This is a genomic window from Psychroflexus longus (assembly GCF_020164595.1).
Classification (GTDB): Bacteria; Bacteroidota; Bacteroidia; order Flavobacteriales; family Flavobacteriaceae; genus Psychroflexus; species Psychroflexus longus.
In genome coordinates, this window is the sequence record NZ_JAIQZE010000012.1 from 76,773 (window position 1) to 95,083 (window position 18,311).

An 18,311-nucleotide genomic window follows, 5' to 3' on the forward strand; every position below is an offset into this window, starting at 1 on the left:
GTGACTGGTATTGGTGGAACAAGGTAAAAGATTTAAGGAAATTTGAAATAAAGAATTTGAAATTTGAAATAAATTTTGAGACGGAAGTTGGTTACTGTCAGGTCGAGTGTCCGCCTAAGGCGGATGTATCGAGAGCTCATTCAAGGTTTCAGCATAAAACTACTTCTCGATAGCTTTGCTGAAAGAAATCGTAGTGCAATTTCTTTCCTTCGCAGTCAACAAAAAACTAGAAGTGACATTTAGTAAAATTAAAAGTTTTGAATACAGTTATAGATTTATAGGAGTAAAAACACACTTACTTTTGACTTTGCAATACTTTTAAAAGCTTTCCCAAATCTTGTCTATTATCCCAAAATGCAGTGACAGTGATGAATTTATCATTCACATGGTAATAGATGCTATAATGACCTAATGTTGCAACATGTGTATCTTAAAAATCTGTTGACTTATAAATAAAAGGAGTTTTCGCAATTTGACTGGTCATGTCTCCTACTAGCTTTAGGAGTTTTTTTGAATAGGTATTTGATTTATTCCTAGTAGCCCAATATTCTAAAATCCCGACAAATTGAATGTCGGCTGTTCTAGTCCAGATTACATTGCGTCCAACCATTCAAGATTTCTTTTCTCCATCGCTTCTTGAGAGATGAGCCTCCCATCTCTAATATCTTTTTCACTCAGCTCTAACATTGCTTTTTGCTCAGTTGTCAACACCACCGTATCTGATTCAGGATCTGTTGAGGAGATAAGCTGATCTAAAGCTTCTAAAAACGCTACATTCTTTATTGAAAGAATTTTATCGATCAAACCGTTTCTTAAATTATCTACAGATGTCATTTGCATATTATTTATTAAATAAATATCGTGAATTTTGTTGTAATCTCCTAATTGGTAAAATATTAGTAATGTCATCACCTTTAGTGAGTGATTGTTCGTTTAGTGGTTCGTTTTTTGGCGGTGAACCGGTGAACCTGTCAACTGGTGGACCGGAGGAATTAGGCTTTAGTCTTTAGGTGGTAGGAATTAGGTTTTAGGAATTAGGAGGTAGTCAGTAGTCAGTAGTCAGTAGTCAGTAAAATAAAAAATTTTGAATTCAGAATTAATAATGCAGTTAGATGGAAATTGCTAATGACTCTTTAATAGTCACTGGTTACATAACTCTGGAGGGATGAGGTGTTAGGTAGTAGTGAATAAAAACTTTAAGAATAACTACACTCAAAGAAAACGACCTACTTTTTATGGATGTAAAAAACCGAAGAATGAGGTTCATAGCCTGTGCCGATGCTTATCGGTAAACACTTAATACAATAAAAACGGGGGTGAGTTAAAAAAGTGATGAAGCATAAGTTAGATCAAAAAAAAATGAAATGATACAGCTTTAAAGATTCATCGTCGAAGCAAAAAGCTTCTCTGCCTGAATGACATTTTTCTCGATAGCCTTACTGAGTGAAGTCGAGGAGCTATTTTTAGGTTTCACTTCATAAAATTACCCGCCTGCGTTTCCCAACTAAGGCATTCAGCTGTCCACCTTAGGTGGATGCATATGTCATTCCGACGAAAGGAGGAATCTCTTTTGTCGTAATATTCAAATAAAGTTTTGAAGAAATAGGTGGTAGGGATTAGGATTTAGATGTTAGCAGATGAGAAATAGAAAAATTATTCGGGAATTCATGCTTACTCATTAAGTTCCGAAATACGAATAAGTGAAACATTTAATTTCTTTAGTTCATTTGTATCTAAGCGCCCCAATCGGCCAAGAACTAGATTTTTATTAATCGTAGCAAGTTTATTAAGCCTAATCAATGATTCTTTCTTTAAACCATTAGTCTTTGAAGGTTGGATATTAACATCAACATCCGATTGCCATTTTAGTTGCGTAGTCATAAAACAAATACTTACATCTTCGTCGGTAGAAATTAAAACGACGGCAGGACGATTTTTACTACCAGATAAGTCTGTAAAAGGAAAAGGGATCAATACTATGTCACCTTTTTTCATTTATAGCGATCTTTTAAATCTGATACGCTATATAGATCTTCCTCTTCTTTTAAAAAGTCAAAAGATGTAGATTCTGATGATAATTGCTGAGCATTATCTAGCAGGATCTGGTTGTCAATTTTGCTGAAGAGAAAGTCTACAAAATCACTCACCTCTTGAATTTTGGCCTCAGGGAGCTGACTCATTTTATGGGCAGCCTGCTCAATAAGTTGTTCTTTTTTCATTTTGAAGTGTTTACGTAAAAATACAAATCAATTCCCTTAAATCCTAAATCTTCGAAATTTCTTGAAAATAAAGAGTTAAAAATCAGTTGTCGACTAATGTGAATTGGAGTTGGTAGTCGGGAATTAGGTTTTAGGGATTAGGTGTTAGGAAATGAAAAATAAAGAATTTGAAATCTGAAATAAAACATGAGTTGGTGGCTGAGTGATTCGACGCCAGGAGAATCGTATCGAAGCTACCATCGATTGTCTGTTGTCAGTTTTCGGTCATCGGTTGTCTTTAGTCGGTTTTCGGTTGTCAGTAAAATTTTGAATTTTGAATTTATAATTACTCGTCACTACTCACTCAAGTTAAACGATAGCAAGATTGACTTCGATATTTTATATTCAGTATTCGGTATTGAGATGGAGGGATGAGGTGGTAGGTTTTAGGGAGTAGGAAATTGCAAATTTAAAATAAATTATATGAGACTTAAATTAAATTACTGATGTGAATTATCGGTTTTAGAGCGCTTTCTATTATTGTAAAACGATAAAATTTCAATTTGATTTTTTTCTAATCTGTAATAAAGTGTATTATACGTTTTGATAACGACCCTTCGTATACCTCTAAAATCAGACAAGGGAAATAACTCAGGATTTCTAGAAATTAAGTTTATGGTGTAATCAATTTCTACAGATAATTTTCTAATTTCCTTATCCGTGAATTCTTTTTCTAAATACTCATAAGTTTCCTTAAGCTCAGATAAGGCATGTTTCGTCCAGAATACCTTATAACCACTTTTCATAAATCTTTTTAGCTTCTGAATATGGTTTTAGAGCTCCATGGTTCGCCTCTGAAATCCCTTTGGTAATCGACTCTTTTTCTGACTCAGTTATACTTTCCCACCAATCGTTTGACTCATCACTTCGAACTTGCATTAATTTTTGAATTAAAGATGGATCTTCTATAGTCGTAAGCCATTGAATAAGGTCAATTTTTGCATTTTTTATATCTATATCCATGATTCAAAGATAATCATTTTTTCAATTAGCTCGTGGTCAACGCTTACAGTTATCGTTTATCGGTTAACGCTAAACTAGGGGGATTAGGCAGTAGTCAGTAATCAGTAAAATTTTGAATTTTGAATTTTGAATTCTAAATTTATAATTACTCGTTACTCGTCACTACCCACTCAAGTAAAAGCATAGCAAGATTTAACTTCGATATTTTGTATTCAGTATTGAGTATTCGGCATTCAACTGGTCAACTGGTCAACTGGTCAACTGGTCAACTGGTCAACTGGTCAACTGGTCAACTGGTCAACTGGTCAACTGGTCAACTAAATTAAAAAATCACTCCTAAACATCAAAAAAAGTAATAACTTTGTGTTTACATTCTAATATTTATGGAAGCATCAATCATTAAAATAGGGAACTCAAAAGGCTTGCGATTAAGTAAAACCATTTTAGAGAAATATCAAATCAAAGATAAGGTAGAACTTATTCTCGAAAAAGGGCAGATCATCCTGCGTCCTGTAGATACACCTAGGAAAGACTGGGAGGAGAAATTCAAAGCAATGGCTGAGAGTAAAGATGACGAACTTCTTATAAGCGATATCTTGGAAGACGATACTTTTGAAGAATGGAATTAAATCAGTATACCGTAGTTCTGGTTAATCTGGATCCAACGATTGGAAGTGAAATCAAAAAAACGAGACCTTGTGTCATCATCTCCCCAGACGAAATGAATAAATTTCTCAGAACTGTTGTCGTTGCTCCTATGACCACAAATCCAAAAGCCTACCCCACTCGAGTTCCCGTTAAAACAAATGGCAAAAAAGGAATGCTGGTCATCGACCAAATCCGTACTATCGACAAACAAAGAATCCTCAAAGTCTTTAGCCATCTCTCACCTCCCGAAGTTACTAAATGCAAAGACGTGCTGAAAGAAACCTTTGTGGATTGAGTTGGTAGTCGGGAGTCAGGAATTAGGTTTTAGGGATTAGGTAGCAGGAAATGAAAAATAAAAATTTTGAAATTTGAAATAAAACATGAGTTGGTGGCTGAGTGATTCGACGCCAGGAGAATCGTATCGAAGCTACCGTCAGTAGTCAGTAGTCAATAAAATTTGAATTAAGAATTTTGAATGCATATAGGAAATTTTTAATGACTAATTATTTATCACTATTCACTCAATTAAAATCCATAGCAAGATTGACTTCGAAATTTTGTATTCAATATTGAGTATTCGGTATTCAACTGGTGGACTGGAGGTATAAGCAGTAGGTTTTAAATGCTAAGTTTGATAGCACACAAAGGACACTGCTTATGTTATTTCAAGACATGACAATTGCTTATAATCATCGTTATGTAAAAATCTTTCTATGCTAGTCTTCTTGGAAATTAACAATTAAGCAATTTCGATAGTAGTTAAGTTACCTGTGCGTATCCAAATGATTTTTGGTGGATGACCATTAATCAAACTCATATCGTAAAAGTCTGAATCGAATGTGACAATAGCATATGCATTGCTTTTGGCATATTCCCAAATATCAATATCATCTGTATTTTGTAAATCACAATCGGAAACATACTTACAATCAGAGAAGTGTTCACTCAGTTTCTTTGTAATCCTGAAGGAGATGTTTTGATCAAACAAAAGTTTCATGATGCATGCTCTAACTTATGTTCCCTATCGGCTGCATAAGCCAAACATGCTTTGATATCAGTAAGGGTGAGTTCTGGGAAATCATAGATAATCTCTTCGAATGACATTCCTGTAGATAACCAACCAAGAACATCGAATACTGTAATTCTTGTATGACGTACGCAAGGCCTTCCAAATCTTTTATTAGGATTTCGTGTTAGTATGGATTTATAGTCAACCATTTTTTTTTATAAAGTTACTAAAATTCAGATAATTAAAGTGTATAATTGGTTTTCAGCTAAAGGTTCACAATAATGAAAAAATTATATCAAGATATCATTAATTCAAAAGACCATTAAAACCTATCGATATAAACAAACAAATATATTGAGTTATCTGGATGTAAAAATTCAGTTGTCATGCTGAACTGGTTTCAGCATCTTCATTAATTCAGGTTTAGACCCTGAAATATCCAGAAGCGTCGAGACAGGGTGAAAAAACTTCTTGATACACGCGCTGAAAAAACGGGCAGGCCCGCCTAAATAAACTAGTCGGGCAGGCCCGCCTAAATAAACTAGTCGGGCAGGCCCGCCTGAATGACTTAGTCAGGCATGTGATTCTGAAAATTAACTGAGATTGAATTGAAACTGCATTAATTTGTGAGTCGTGAGTCCGTGAGTCGTGAGTCGTGAGTCGTGAGTCGTGAGTCGTGAGTCAAATTAAAAGTTTTAACTATCAACCGAAAACTCTCATAGAAGAAACTATTCACTATTCACTCAAAAACTACTTCAACGACTTCACAAACGGCGCAATCCCCTCCATGCCTTCATTGGTCAAACGTCGGATAAACTCCGAGCCGATGATGCAGCCGCTGGTATACCGACTGGCTTGCTCAAAACTCAGAGCGTCTTTGATCCCAAAGCCTACCATCAGTTTATTATCCATCTGCATATCTGAAATACGCTTAAAATAAGCCATCGCATCCTCGCCAAAACCAGCTTCACCACCAGTTGTACTGGACGAACTCACCATATACACAAAACTATCGCCAAGAGCATCAATTTGATGAATACGCTCCACCGAGGTTTCAGGGGTGATGAGTGGAACGAATTTGAGGCCGTGGGATTCAAACAGGGCTTTATAATCGCGTTCATAAATCGAAATGGGTAAGTCAGGCATGATGATACCGTCAATCCCAATCGCTTTACATTCTTTACAGAAATCTTCCACGCCAAACTGCAGCATGGCGTTGAAATACCCCATCACAATCAGCGGAATATCCACCTCATCACGAATGCCCTGAAGTTGCTCAAACAAGACTTTGGTACTCATACCGTTTCTCAGCGCTTGTTCTGAGCTTTTTTGAATCACAGGCCCATCCGCCAGCGGATCGCTATACGGCAAACCGATTTCAATAACATCGGTGCCTGCCTTCGCCAGGCGTTTAATGACTTCTGTGGTATCCTCCAATTGCGGATAACCCGCCGTGAAGTAGATGGAAATTAGTTTTTTATCCTGAGCTAAAGCTGCAATTATTCTATTCATAGGTTTTTTTGTTTTGTAGTGCTAAATCCGTATTTCTTAAAGCCTCTTGTTTAATAAGTGTTTTTATTTCGTTCGATCTAGCTTGGTAGGATTTTATATTGTGTCGAAAACATCAGCAATTTTTATAAATCCTTTTTTATAGTCAATGGAATAAATAAGTTTGTAGTTTTTGAAAACCAAATATCGATATTCAGTTCCTCTATGTTTTAAAGAGGGTTCTATTTGTCGAATTTCTGGAGTTTTAATCAGTTTATTCGGTTCGTTAATAATAGCATTTACGAACTTTTTAGCAACTTTTAAACTTGCAGTCTTTTCGTAATACTGATAAATGTCGTCAAGTTCAGATTCAGCCACTTCCGACCATATTATTTTCAATGACATTATTCGTATTTAGCTGCTAGTTCAGAACTACTTTTAAATCGATTGTTTTGAAAATCAGATTCAGATTGATTAATTCTTTTATCTAATTCTTCTTGAGTCATAGATTCAAAAGTTCTTAAGTCAGAAACATTCTTTTTTTTTCTCAGTATGTTTTCAAGAAGTGTAACAACTTCTTCGTTTTGTAGGTTTAAAAATTCTTTTACAAATTCTATTTTCCGAGCTTCTAAGTTCATTTTATTAAGCTTTTTTCAAATATAGTAAATATCAATTTAGCTTACCTTTTTATTTGATGATAGAATTTATTGTGTGTTCGATTATTGATCCATTTTTAATTTAGTCAATGCTTCTTTATTTAAAGTTTGAACTTCCATGGTTTGGATTCTCGACTCCGCTCGAAATTGAAACAATATTAAAAAATTTCATTCCAAAGGTTTTACTTCAAGGCCTAAGTTTGTCTTAAGCGGAACAGAAAGGCTCGATGTTCAAACACCCATTTAAAATTATCTTAAAAAAAACAAATCATCAATCAAATAGTTCTCGATAAAATCCCAACAAAACGGTTGGGATCACCTGCCCGACAAAATCATGTAGGCGGGCCTGCCCGACAAAATCATAAAGGCGGGCCTGCCCGACAAAATCATAAAGGCGGGCCTGCCTGATAAAATCATTCAGGCGGGCCTGCCCGACAAAATCATAAAGGCGGGCCTGCCCGACAAAATCATGAAGGCGAGCCTGCCCGACAAAATCATGAAGGCGGGCCTGCCCGACAATATCATTCAGGCGGGCTCGAACTGACATCTCGTTCTATCCTCTTTTTCTCCTGTTTCCTGCTTCCTGACTCCTTGTTCTATTCTCTTTGTTCCTTGCTCTTTGCTCTCTATTCTATAATCCTACAACCTATCACCTACAACCTACTTTCTAGTACCCAAAATACTGTCTGTACGTCTCCAAATCCTTATCCCCACGTCCAGAGCAGTTGAACACCAACACATCATCTTCCTTAAAGTCCAGATACTTGAAAATCGCAAAGGCATGTGCCGTTTCAATTGCTGGGATAATACCTTCCATTCGGCTCAATTCAAGACCTGCTTCCATGGCTTCCGCATCGGTGATCGACACAAATTTGCCTCGACCTGTTTTAAACAAATGCGCGTGAAGCGGACCAATCCCCGGATAATCCAAGCCAGCGGAAATGGAATACGGCTCCGTGATTTGTCCGTCGGTGTTTTGCATTAACAGGGTTTTACTGCCATGAATAATGCCTTCACGACCCAAAATTGTCGTCGCTGCAGATTCGGTCGTCTCCACTCCCATTCCTGAGGCTTCCACACCAATGATGCCTACGTCTTCATGATCCATAAAGTCGGCAAACAAACCAGCGGCATTACTTCCACCACCGACACAGGCGATCACATAATCTGGCAACTCCCGGCCTTCTTTCTCAAGCATTTGTGCTTTCACCTCCTTGGAAATCACGCTTTGCAATTCGGTCACCATATCCGGATACGGATGCGGCCCTACCACCGAACCGATGATGTAATGCGTGTCTTTAGGATGATTGATCCAATCGCGAATCGCTTCATTAGTCGCATCTTTCAGGGTTTTACTCCCCGATGTCGCAGGCACGACTTTAGCCCCCAGCATTTTCATTCGGGCGACATTCGGTGCCTGGCGCTCAATATCTTTAGCGCCCATGTAGACGATACATTCCAGCCCCATCAAGGCACAAACGGTTGCAGTAGCTACTCCATGCTGACCTGCACCAGTTTCAGCAATGATCCGGTGTTTACCTAATGCTTTGGCTAAAAGAATCTGACCTACGGTATTATTAATTTTATGGGCGCCGGTATGGCACAAATCCTCTCGCTTGAGGTAGATTTTCGTCTTATACTTTTCACTTAAATTTTCAGCCAGATATAAAGGCGTTGGTCGTCCTACAAAATCTTTCAACAGACTTTTGAATTGCTTCTGAAAGTCTTCCGTATGGATGATCTGTTTATAGTTCTGTCTTAATTCTTCCACATTAGGATACAGCAATTCCGGAATATATGCCCCTCCAAAATCACCGTAAAATCCGTGCTCATCTACTTTATACTTGCTCATAAGTTCTAAGGTTTTGTAAAAATTCGTTCACTAAAGTTATATTTTTAAATCCAGGTTCGTCCTCAAATCCGCTATTGACATCCACACCTGCAATCCATCCTTTTTTAAATAATTCGCTGACTTGTTCCGCATCTTGAAGCGCTATGCCTCCACTCAACATTACTGGTTTTGAAAACTTTTGTTGCTGAAGCAGTTGCCAGTCAAATTTCTCACCGTTGCCCCCTCTGTATTGGCCTTTAGTGTCCAGTAAATAGCCATTCACATAGAAACTAAAATCTTCAATGCCTTCAAAATCTGAAGGTGATTTTATGGAAAATACCTTCCACAACTTCACCTCAGCACGACCTGCTTTAGCTAAAGCCTGATTGAGTTCTTCACAGAATTCTGGCGTTTCATGACCGTGTAACTGAATCACATTCAATTGAAATTCTTCGACTTTCTCCAAAATCTGCTCTACAGTATCGTTCACAAACACACCAACTTTCTGAATGCGCTCTGTAAGTTCGACAGGGTGTTCTGCAAAGCGCGGTGACTTTTCGTAGAAAATAAAACCCATATAATCGATATCCAACTTAGCCAGGGCTTGGATATTTTCAGGATTCTTCATGCCGCAGACTTTCACTTTCATCTTAATCTTTCTTAAATTCAGATACTTTTTGTTTCATAAAAAACTCACCTACCAGCACTCCGTTGAATCCCTTTTGAATCAACTTCTGAATGGTTTCCCGATCCTGAATACCGCTTTCAGAAATTTTCAGCAACTCTGAAGGCAAATGCGGCAACATGTCCAGTCCCTGCTGAATATTAACCTCAAAGGTTCTTAAGTTACGGTTGTTAACGCCAATCAGATCGATATACTGAGTATCTAATTTCTGGATTTCCTCGGCTTCATGAATTTCAAATAAAATCTCTAAACCCAATTCCTTAGCCAAAATTGCTAATTCTTCCAACTTTTCAGCAGACAAGGCGTTGGCAATCAGTAAAATGGCATCCGCTCCGTAAGCTTTAGCCTCATACATTTGATAAGCATCCACCATAAAATCCTTTCTCAGTATAGGCAGATTGCAAACCGATTTGGCCAGTTGCAGATCTTCCAAACTTCCTCCAAAGTAACGCTGATTGGTTAACACCGACATCCCTGCAGCGCCCATTTTTTCATAACTTTGTGCAATATTCATCACGTCTGCCTTCAGGTTGATCGCTTCTTTGCTCGGCGAACGGCGCTTAAATTCGGCTATTATCCCTTCTTCGGAACCTGCCACTGCTTGCTTTAAGCTTCGCGTTGGGCTTGAAAACTCAGGGAAAGATTTTAAGACCTCGACGGGCATCCGTTTCTTCTTAAGGTTAACCACCAATTGCTGATAACCGATGATTTCTTCTAAAATTTGTTTCATGACTGACTTATCGTTTTAAGCTGGTTTAAAACTTCCAAGGCTTTCCCTCCTTTCAAAAGGTCTTTAGCTTCCGCAAAAGCATCAGCTACATTGACCTCTCTCGCTGTTGAAATCGCCGTAGCGGCATTGGCACAGACCACATGATTTTGGGCTGCAGTTCCTTTTCCATTTAAAATCTGATAGAAAATATCCGCAGCACCTTCTATCGTATCTCCCCCGTAGATTTCTTCTTTGGAAACCGGCAACACACCAAAATCTTCAGCTGATAAATAGGTTTCCTGAGTATTGGTCACACACTTGGTCTTAGCGGTCAGCGAGATTTCATCATACTGATTCAAATCGTGCAAAATGCAGTAGGTTTTATCGGTTTTCTGATACAAATAATGATATTTCCTCAGCAATTCCAAATCATATACACCGACCAATTGCAAATCTGGCTTGGCTGGATTGACCATAGGCCCAAGCATATTAAAGAAAGTTTTTAAAGCCAGAGATTTCCGAATTGGCGCTACATTTTTCATTGCCGGATGAAACAATGGCGCGTGAAGAATAGCGATATTGGTTTGTTCCATGGTTTTGTCTAAAAATCCTTGTTCGTTGGAAAATCTGACGCCCATGGCTTCTAGCACATTGGAGCTTCCACTGACTGAAGACACGCCATAGTTTCCATGCTTGGCGACTTTAATGCCTGAGGCTGCAACTACAAAAGAAGCTGCTGTCGACACGTTGAAGGTGTTTTGTCCGTCTCCGCCAGTACCGCAAAGGTCCATCACGCGTTCGCCGTTGAAATCGACAGGAATGCAAAGTTCCAAAAGCGCATCCCGAAAGCCTTCCAGCTCTTCCACGCTGATGCTGCGCATCATAAAGACGGTGAGAAAAGAAGCAATCTGAATCTCGCTAAACTCTCCATTGGAGATTTGTAAGAGCACGCCTTTGGCTTCTTCTTTAGAAAGCTGTTCCTGTTGTATGAGTCGGTTGAGTATGTGTTTCATAAGTGCTGTGTTTGAGCGAGTTTAGCTTTCAATCCAATTTTTTATCATTTGTTTGCCTTCCGGCGTCAACACCGATTCCGGATGAAATTGAACCGCTCTTACATCGTATTCTTTATGTCTTAAAGACATGATTTGTCCCTGCTCATCGACCGAGGTCGCCACAAGACAATCTGGCAATTCCTGCTTCACCACCCAAGAGTGGTAACGCCCGACCATCATGGTTTGAGGAAGTCCTTTGTATAAGACTTCATCTTCTACCAACGTTTTGATTTCTGTTGCGACACCGTGATGAACTTTATCCAGGTTCAGTAGTTCTCCACCGAAAACTTCCATGATGGCCTGCTGACCCAAACACACGCCGAGCATTGGCTTCTCGTGAGCAACAGCTTTAATGATCTCTTTCAACTCACCAGCTTCGTCTGGAATTCCTGGGCCTGGAGACAATAAGATTTTATCGTAGTGCTTGACATCGTCCACATTGACCTCATCGTTACGTTTTACGGTGACTTCAGCGTCAAATTCTTCGAGATAATGCACCAAATTGTAGACAAAGGAATCGTAATTATCTATGACTAATATTTTTTTCATGGTTTCTATGATTGATCCAAAGCTTTACGTAAAGCTCCGAGTTTATTGATGACTTCCTGTAATTCGTTTTCTTCGGTACTGTCGCTCACTACGCCAGCACCGGCCTGGTAATGCAGCTTCAAATCCTTGCTCACAAAACTACGGATGATGATGGCCTGATTCATATTGCCTTTAAAATCGATCACGCCAATCGCCCCGCCGTAGGCTTCACGACTTATGTTTTCATATTTCTCAATCAGTGACATGGCATTGTGTTTTGGCGCACCGCTCAAAGTTCCTGCAGGAAAGGTATCACCCAGCAATTTCAAGCTGTTTTCCTGCTTCACCTCAGCGGTAACCTTGCTTACCAAGTGAATCACATGTGAAAAATACTGAACTTCTTTATAGGTTTCCACTTTCACTTGTTTTCCATTTCGGCTCAAATCGTTTCTGGCTAAATCGACCAGCATCACATGTTCCGAATTTTCCTTTTCATCTTCAGATAACTTCAAAGCCATAGCCGCATCCTCCTGATCATTTCCAGTTCTTTTGAAGGTGCCGGCAATCGGATGAATTTCCGCTTTGCCGTCCTGAACCACTAAATGCGCTTCAGGAGAACTTCCGAAGATTTTATAATTTCCAAAGTCGAAGTAAAACAGATATGGACTTGGATTTATGCTTCTTAATTTTCTGTACACATTGAATTCGTCGCCTTTAAAACCTTGCGAAAAGCGTCTCGACATTACCATCTGAAACACATCCCCTCGTTGACAATGTGCTTTAGCTTTGGTGACGTACTCCATAAATTCTTCATCGGTGATGGGTGAAGTTTCTTCACCATCCAATTCGAAATCATATTCAGTGTAATTCTGATTTTTCAGCAGAGATTTCAATTCTGAAATGCGATTGGAACCGTCGAAGCTATGGTCAAAAATATAAGCTTCATCATTAAAGTGATTGATGACAATCACATTTTGAAAGACATTGTAAAGCATGTCGGGCAAGCCCAATTGAGATCTGCTTTTATCGATCGTCAATTTTTCAAAATACCGAACGGCATCATAAGTTGTGAATCCGAAGAGGCCTTGAGTTAAGAACTTGAATCCCAGATCCTCTACCTCAAATTCAGCTAAATACTTCTGAAGTTCGTTGGTCACATTCACCTCAGCATCAATATCGATCTGCTTAAAGGTGCCATCGGGATATTTGAGTTCGACTTGCTCATTTTCTACTTTAAAATGAGCGATAGGATTACAACAGATGTAACTAAAACTATTGTCATTGGTATGGTAATCACTGCTTTCCAGCAGCAATGAATGCGGGTATTTATCCCTGATTTTAAGGTAAGCACTCACCGGCGTAAAGGTGTCGGCAAGCAGCTTTTGATAAGTGGTTTTTAAAGAATAACTCATAGTCTTGGTTCAGGTTTTAAAATTAAAAAAGGCCTGTCGTGATAGACAAGCCTTTATGAAATATATGCATAGCAGGATCTAGATCACGACGTTTGACGTAATAAAGACCACCACCAAGAATTGTTTTGATTATTAAACATACCACAAACATAGGAATAATAATCATTTTTATCTAAATCTACAGATGTTAAAATTTTGTTTGTTCTCGACTCTACTTCGTCTTCGCTCAGCACAGGCAGCTCGAACCTAAACAAAAATATAGTCTAAAATCTAAATTACGAACTGGCTCATCTAAAACAAGCTAAGCGGAAAACCCTGTATGTTTCAAGTTCGAGTCCTTTGACAAAAGCTCAGGATAAACTCAAGTCAAGAACAAATTGCATCTCGACTCTACTTCGTCTTCGCTCAGCACAGGCAGCTCGATGTTCAAACAAACAGAAGTTTTATTCAACAAAGTTTTTCTAAGTTTCAGCCCTTCGACAAAAGCTCAGGATAAACCAAGGTTGTGAAACTTTCCTTGTTTCAAGTTCGAGCCTTTCGTCATTGCTCAAGATAAACTCCATCGAGAACCCAATTTGTTTCAAGTTCGAGCGGAGTCGAGAACCTTTTGTTACTGATCTTTAAATTTAGAATGTGAATCATTTTTACATTCAGCTAAGTCTTTCAGTCTATCCCAATTTTTGTTTATCAAGGCTTCTTTTTTAAGTTTACTCCACTTCTTCAATTTTCGTTCAAATTCAAAAGCTTGCTTTACATCAGTAAAGGTTTCGTAAAATACAAGTTCCAAGGGCTTACGCTTATAAGTGTAAGCCTCTTTATTTTCTTCACTATAACAATGCTCCTGCCATCTTCTACTTATATTATTGGTCATTCCTGTGTAATAAGTTTGATCAGAGCACTTAATGATGTAAACAAAAAAGGATTTCATGATTTATGTGATGATTTAGTTTTTGTTTGTTCTCGACTCCGCTCGAACCTAAACAAAATATAGTCTAAAATCTAAACTACGAACCGACTCTACTTCGTCTTCTCTTAGCAAAAGTGCTAAAATCTAAACAAAAATATGTTTTAAATCTAAGGATCAGTGTTTTAACTCCCGATGTTTCAAGTTCGAGCACTTAGACTACAGCGCTAGATAGACTTCATCAAGAACAGAGTGCATCTCGACTCCGCTCGATGTTAAAACATTCAGATTTCTTTAATAGTAAAAGTTTAAGCCTTTTATTTACGCTTAAAATAAACTCCAAAAACAACTCTACTTGTTTTAAGTTCGAGCACTTCACTTCTTCTGTATAAACTCCGTCGAGAACCTTTTGTTACAACTCAGGATAAACTCTGTCAAGAACCCAGTTTGTTTTAAGTTCAAGCAATTCACCCTCCCTTATGATAAACTCCAAAAACAACCCTACTTGTTTCAAGTTCGAGCCTTTCGACTATAGCTCAGGATAAACTCTTTCGAAAACTCAATTTGTTTGAAGTTCGAGCGGAGTCGAGAACCTCTCTTTTTCAAGTTCGAGCACTTCACTTCTTCTGTATAAACTCCGTCGAGAACCTTTTGTTACCGCTCAGGATAAACTCAAGTCGAGAACCTTCAACCCCAACCCTTTCAGAATCCTTCAAAATACTATCTTTGAAATTCAACATAAAATAAAAAACACAATGAAAGCTTATATATTTCCAGGTCAGGGGGCCCAGTTTACAGGGATGGGACAAGACCTCTATAACACCTCTGAAGAGGCAAGAAACCTATTCCACAAAGCCAATGACATTTTGGGATTTGACATTGCCAAAATTATGTTTGAAGGCTCTGCTGAGGATCTTAAGGAAACTAAAGTGACTCAGCCTGCTATCTTTTTACATTCCGTGATTTTGAGTAAGGTGTTAGGAGAGTCTTTTCAGCCAGATATGGTAGCGGGTCACTCTCTAGGCGAATTCTCAGCTTTAGTAGCCAATGGCACTCTAGAATTTGAAGATGCCTTAAAACTGGTGCACAAAAGAGCCTTGGCGATGCAGAAGGCTTGTGAAATCAATCCTTCTACCATGGCGGCAGTTTTGGGGCTGGAGGATGAAGTTGTGGAAGAGGTTTGTAAGAGCATAGATGGCGTTGTAGTGCCTGCCAATTACAACTGCCCGGGACAATTGGTGATTTCCGGAACTCATGAGGCGGTGGAAAAGGCCTGTGAAGCCATGAAAGAAAAAGGGGCAAAACGCGCTTTGCTACTTCCCGTTGGCGGAGCTTTTCACTCTCCATTGATGGAACCTGCAAGAGAGGAGTTGGCGAAAGCCATTGAATCCACTCAGTTCAAGACGCCAAAATGTCCAATTTATCAAAACGTCACCACGACTGCTATTTCAAATCCGGAAGACATCAAAACTAACTTGATGAAACAATTGACTGCACCGGTTAAATGGACACAAACCATGAAACAAATGCTGGCTGATGGTGCAACTGATTTTACTGAAGTCGGCCCGGGAAAAGTTTTGCAAGGTTTATTGAGAAAGGTAGATAGACAGGTTACTGCTGAAAGTATATCTGGGTTGTAAGAATAGTCGTGAGCCCGCCTGAATGAAGCCATTCGGGCAGGTCGTGAAATTGTAAAAAATGACGATCGAATCATAACATTCGTCATAAATAAGTTTATGATTTATACAAAAATGACCTCTGAACTACTTGGTAGATACTTAGGGGATACCAGGGAGATACTAGGGGTATAGTAGGGCTCTACTCTAGAGTAAAAGTTTTTTATAAGTCATGAAAATCAGAATTAAATTAATTTAAAAAGATAAACGACCTCCAACGAGGTCGTTTATCTTTTTAATGTGGTTCCTGAAATAACTATTTTGGATCCGACTTCAGGTGAATGAATTCTATTGATGAATCATAACTCCTAAAGCCACCTTACCCAAACGATCCCGGATTGAAAGTTAACTTATCCGCTTAAAGTTTATGGTCTATACCCCCTAAAGCCAACGGAAGTAAAATCAGAAATAAACAGAAAACAGGAGACAGGAGACAGGAGACAGGAAATTTTAATTAAAAATGATCTCATAAAATAGAAAAGCCGCTAAAAACTCATGGTTTCTAACGGCTTCTTTTCTGTTTTAAAAATTTTAATCCTTATATATGTTTGTTGGCCAGGAATCATTTGAATAATTAATGTCCATCAAAATCTTGTTAGGATCGATGTCTATCGACTTAATGTCTTTTTCAGTTTCAAACTTATGGGTCCAGGTGTCCCCTCTCTGCCAGATTTCAACAGGAAGGCTTTTCATTGCCGTTGTGCCGTCTTCAAACGTAATTCGCATATGCAGTGGCATAGGGATTTCGCCTTGATTGGAAACCGTTAAGTAATAAGCTCCGTCTCTTTTCCTAAGGGAATCGATGGCTAAATCAATATTACCAGTTCCATAAAACCATGGCTCAAAAAACCAGGATAGGTTTTCGCCTGCTGCGCTTTCCATATGGTTGAAAAAATCTTTTGGCTGAGGATGTTTGAACGCCCAGGTTTCGATATAAGATCTAAAGGCATAATCGAATCGTTCTTCTCCCAAGATGTATTCTCTCAACATCACCAATCCCAGTGCAGGCTTGTAGTAAGCAATCATACCAAGATTTCTCAAATTGGCCACATCGGGATAAGTGTCAATACTTTCGCGAGTATCTCCAATGAACCAACCTGTTAAGTTTCTAGGTTTGTTCAAACGTGCTGGGTATTCACCATCGTTAAAAGCTTGCGTACTATAAAAGTTGATAAAGGTATTAAAACCTTCGTCCATCCAGGCGTAGCGTCTTTCGTTGCTTCCTACAATCATAGGGAACCAGTTGTGGCCAAACTCATGATCGGTCACGCCCCAAAGACTTCCACCCTTGCTTTTCCAGCTACAAAAATTAAGTCCTGGATATTCCATTCCACCGATATCTGCAGCGACATTCACTGCCGATGTGTATGGGTATTCAAACCACTTTTCTGAATAGTGTTCTATAGAGGCTTTGCTGTATTCTGTAGATCTTGACCAGGCGTCTTGTCCGTCGCTCTCGATAGGATATACAGAATGGGCTAAGCCTGTTTTTCCGCTTGGCAGATTGAATTGTGCTCCATCCCAGATAAAAGCTTTGGAAGCTGCAAAAGCGAAATCTCTTGAATTTTCAATTTCATAGTGCCAGGTTTGAGTACCACTTTGGTTGGCAAACATGTTGCTATTACCGATTTCTTCTGAAGAAATTATCGTCACAGTTTCCTGACTTTCTAAAGCTTTTTTGTAACGGTCGTAAACCTTGGACGATAAAACGTCTTTAGGATTCTGAAGTTCTCCAGAACCTACTACTACATAATTATGAGGAACCGTAATTTCAACATCAAAATCGCCGTAATCATAGTAAAATTCGCCTGCACCCAGGTAAGGCTCAACATTCCAGCCTTCGATATCATCAAATACTGCCACTTGAGGGAACCATTGAGCTAAGGCATAAATTTCTCCATTCTGAGTACTGAGACGCCCCATTCTGTCCATTCCATTCACAGGAATTTCAAATTCGAAATTCATGGACACCTCGGCCTTACCGCCTTTAGCTTTTATAGGCTGATCGAAAAAGACTTGCATGCGCGTATCTGTAATCAAATGTTTGGTTGAGGTTGAACGCTTGACTTTGGCTTGCAAATTTGAAATCTTAACACCATCTAACGGATCGCCATTGTAACGGTTTCCTTCTACAGGAGTCGTAAGAGTTCCTCTTGAATTTTGAGTAAATCTGTTTTGTTCCAGGTACATCCAGATATAATCTAAATCTTCCGGACTATTATTGACGTATTCCATCGTTATTTGTCCTGTGATGGTATGTGTTTCAGGATCTAAATTTGCTTTGATGGTGTAATCGGCCTCATTTTGGAAATACTCTGGACCAGGTTTTCCTGTAGCAGACCGGTAGGAGTTTCCAGATCTGTCCATAAATTCATCAAATTGTGACTGATTGCTTTCCAGTTGAGCTGAAGCTGAAGGTAGAGTGAGAATACTCAGTCCTAAAGCCAAGACTAGATAATTTATTTTATTCATGTGTTTAAAATTTAATTTGT

At 38.8% G+C, this 18,311-nt stretch carries 22 protein-coding genes; 3 read left to right on the top strand and 19 right to left on the bottom strand.

What is annotated here, in order from left to right; genetic code table 11:
* Positions 1–591: 591 nt before the first annotated feature.
* From LB452_RS11040 to LB452_RS11060, 5 genes are all read right to left on the bottom strand, one after another.
* Entirely contained in the window at positions 592–834 is a 243-nt protein-coding gene (locus tag LB452_RS11040; protein ID WP_224461793.1) for a hypothetical protein, read from the bottom strand.
* 837 nt (positions 835–1,671) lie between these two features.
* On the bottom strand, positions 1,672–1,995 hold the full coding sequence (locus LB452_RS11045) for a type II toxin-antitoxin system PemK/MazF family toxin (protein ID WP_224461794.1): 324 nt from the start codon (positions 1,993–1,995) through the stop codon (positions 1,672–1,674).
* Entirely contained in the window at positions 1,992–2,219 is a 228-nt protein-coding gene (locus LB452_RS11050; RefSeq protein WP_093370549.1) for a hypothetical protein, read from the bottom strand. The genes LB452_RS11045 and LB452_RS11050 overlap by 4 nt, the downstream gene beginning before the upstream one ends.
* 479 nt (positions 2,220–2,698) lie before the next feature.
* Positions 2,699–3,004 carry a type II toxin-antitoxin system RelE/ParE family toxin gene (locus LB452_RS11055; protein ID WP_224461795.1) on the bottom strand — a complete coding sequence of 102 codons (306 nt, stop codon included), beginning with the start codon at positions 3,002–3,004 and terminating at the stop codon, positions 2,699–2,701.
* The gene (locus LB452_RS11060) at positions 2,988–3,221 is read right to left on the bottom strand and encodes a hypothetical protein (protein ID WP_224461796.1); all 234 of its coding nucleotides are present in this window, start codon (positions 3,219–3,221) and stop codon (positions 2,988–2,990) included. The genes LB452_RS11055 and LB452_RS11060 overlap by 17 nt, the downstream gene beginning before the upstream one ends.
* 383 nt (positions 3,222–3,604) lie before the next feature.
* Here LB452_RS11060 and LB452_RS11065 point away from each other — a divergent pair, with 383 nt between their 5' ends.
* On the top strand, positions 3,605–3,850 hold the full coding sequence (locus tag LB452_RS11065; RefSeq protein ID WP_224461797.1) for an AbrB/MazE/SpoVT family DNA-binding domain-containing protein: 246 nt from the start codon (positions 3,605–3,607) through the stop codon (positions 3,848–3,850).
* The gene (locus tag LB452_RS11070; protein ID WP_224461798.1) at positions 3,841–4,164 is read left to right on the top strand and encodes a type II toxin-antitoxin system PemK/MazF family toxin; all 324 of its coding nucleotides are present in this window, start codon (positions 3,841–3,843) and stop codon (positions 4,162–4,164) included. The genes LB452_RS11065 and LB452_RS11070 overlap by 10 nt, the downstream gene beginning before the upstream one ends.
* 444 nt (positions 4,165–4,608) lie before the next feature.
* Here LB452_RS11070 and LB452_RS11075 read toward each other — a convergent pair whose 3' ends face one another.
* From LB452_RS11075 to LB452_RS11135, 13 genes are all read right to left on the bottom strand, one after another.
* Complete coding sequence (locus LB452_RS11075) at positions 4,609–4,866, bottom strand: DUF5615 family PIN-like protein (RefSeq protein WP_224461799.1); 258 nt, start codon at positions 4,864–4,866, stop codon at positions 4,609–4,611.
* Positions 4,863–5,087 carry a DUF433 domain-containing protein gene (locus LB452_RS13650; RefSeq protein ID WP_224461800.1) on the bottom strand — a complete coding sequence of 75 codons (225 nt, stop codon included), beginning with the start codon at positions 5,085–5,087 and terminating at the stop codon, positions 4,863–4,865. Before LB452_RS13650 ends, LB452_RS11075 begins: the two co-directional genes overlap by 4 nt.
* Positions 5,088–5,628: 541 nt before the next feature.
* Positions 5,629–6,390, bottom strand: a complete 762-nt coding sequence (gene trpA / locus LB452_RS11085; protein ID WP_224461801.1) for a tryptophan synthase subunit alpha — start codon at positions 6,388–6,390, stop codon at positions 5,629–5,631.
* 93 nt (positions 6,391–6,483) lie between these two features.
* Positions 6,484–6,771: a type II toxin-antitoxin system RelE/ParE family toxin gene (locus tag LB452_RS11090; RefSeq protein WP_224461802.1), complete on the bottom strand. Its 288-nt coding sequence runs from the start codon at positions 6,769–6,771 to the stop codon at positions 6,484–6,486.
* On the bottom strand, positions 6,771–7,004 hold the full coding sequence (locus tag LB452_RS11095; RefSeq protein ID WP_224461803.1) for a hypothetical protein: 234 nt from the start codon (positions 7,002–7,004) through the stop codon (positions 6,771–6,773). Before LB452_RS11095 ends, LB452_RS11090 begins: the two co-directional genes overlap by 1 nt.
* A gap of 289 nt (positions 7,005–7,293) precedes the next feature.
* A complete protein-coding gene (locus LB452_RS11100) occupies positions 7,294–7,569 on the bottom strand; it encodes a hypothetical protein (protein WP_224461804.1) in 276 nt (91 codons plus the stop codon).
* A 120-nt stretch (positions 7,570–7,689) separates the two neighbouring features.
* The gene (gene trpB / locus LB452_RS11105) at positions 7,690–8,874 is read right to left on the bottom strand and encodes a tryptophan synthase subunit beta (protein ID WP_224461805.1); all 1,185 of its coding nucleotides are present in this window, start codon (positions 8,872–8,874) and stop codon (positions 7,690–7,692) included.
* Positions 8,861–9,502 (bottom strand): phosphoribosylanthranilate isomerase, encoded by a 642-nt coding sequence (locus tag LB452_RS11110; RefSeq protein WP_224461806.1) that lies wholly within the window; start codon positions 9,500–9,502, stop codon positions 8,861–8,863. The genes trpB and LB452_RS11110 overlap by 14 nt, the downstream gene beginning before the upstream one ends.
* A gap of 1 nt (position 9,503) precedes the next feature.
* Positions 9,504–10,268 (bottom strand): indole-3-glycerol phosphate synthase TrpC, encoded by a 765-nt coding sequence (gene trpC, locus LB452_RS11115; RefSeq protein WP_224461807.1) that lies wholly within the window; start codon positions 10,266–10,268, stop codon positions 9,504–9,506.
* Entirely contained in the window at positions 10,265–11,260 is a 996-nt protein-coding gene (gene trpD / locus LB452_RS11120) for an anthranilate phosphoribosyltransferase (protein WP_224461808.1), read from the bottom strand. The genes trpC and trpD overlap by 4 nt, the downstream gene beginning before the upstream one ends.
* A 21-nt stretch (positions 11,261–11,281) precedes the next feature.
* Positions 11,282–11,848 carry an anthranilate synthase component II gene (locus LB452_RS11125; RefSeq protein ID WP_224461809.1) on the bottom strand — a complete coding sequence of 189 codons (567 nt, stop codon included), beginning with the start codon at positions 11,846–11,848 and terminating at the stop codon, positions 11,282–11,284.
* A 5-nt stretch (positions 11,849–11,853) separates the two neighbouring features.
* Positions 11,854–13,239, bottom strand: coding sequence for an anthranilate synthase component I family protein (locus tag LB452_RS11130; RefSeq protein ID WP_224461810.1), 1,386 nt, complete (start codon positions 13,237–13,239; stop codon positions 11,854–11,856).
* 610 nt (positions 13,240–13,849) lie between these two features.
* A complete protein-coding gene (locus LB452_RS11135; protein ID WP_224461811.1) occupies positions 13,850–14,167 on the bottom strand; it encodes a GIY-YIG nuclease family protein in 318 nt (105 codons plus the stop codon).
* Positions 14,168–14,898: 731 nt separating this feature from the next.
* Here LB452_RS11135 and fabD point away from each other — a divergent pair.
* Positions 14,899–15,783, top strand: coding sequence for an ACP S-malonyltransferase (gene fabD / locus LB452_RS11140; RefSeq protein WP_224461812.1), 885 nt, complete (start codon positions 14,899–14,901; stop codon positions 15,781–15,783).
* 567 nt (positions 15,784–16,350) lie between these two features.
* Here the strand turns inward: fabD and LB452_RS11145 are convergent.
* Positions 16,351–18,291, bottom strand: a complete 1,941-nt coding sequence (locus LB452_RS11145) for a M1 family metallopeptidase (protein ID WP_224461813.1) — start codon at positions 18,289–18,291, stop codon at positions 16,351–16,353.
* Between the last annotated feature and the right edge of the window lie 20 nt (positions 18,292–18,311).